Here is a 237-nt window from a genome sequence, read left to right as displayed (position 1 = left end):
TGGATAGGACTCCATCACTCGCTCCTACTACAAAAGGCGTAGAAACAAGTACATTCATCTCTTTGGCAAGCTCTTCATCTAATCCGGTTAAACTGTGCGTTGTTGGAACGAGTTTAGAAAGCTTGTCATCTGTAATTCCCGCAACATGTAAAGCCTCTTCATCCCATTTTAAAGATTTCAAATTAAACATCCCTGTTGCTGATGCTATAGAATAATCAATTACATAATCCTTATATA

The 237-nt window shown here is 37.6% G+C and carries 1 protein-coding gene; it reads right to left on the bottom strand.

Features of this window, described 5'->3' with window-relative positions; translation table 11 throughout:
• On the bottom strand, nt 1–181 hold a 181-nt coding region (locus NG904_RS17085), incomplete at its 3' end, for an FGGY family carbohydrate kinase (RefSeq protein ID WP_252232935.1).
• Nucleotides 182–237: the final 56 nt, after the last annotated feature.

This window comes from Clostridium sp. ZBS15, from assembly GCF_023845705.1.
In the GTDB taxonomy this organism is placed as follows: domain Bacteria; phylum Bacillota; class Clostridia; order Clostridiales; family Clostridiaceae; genus Clostridium; species Clostridium aquiflavi.
The sequence above is the reverse complement of the archived record's forward strand: the minus strand, read 5'-3'. Positions and strand labels throughout refer to the sequence as shown.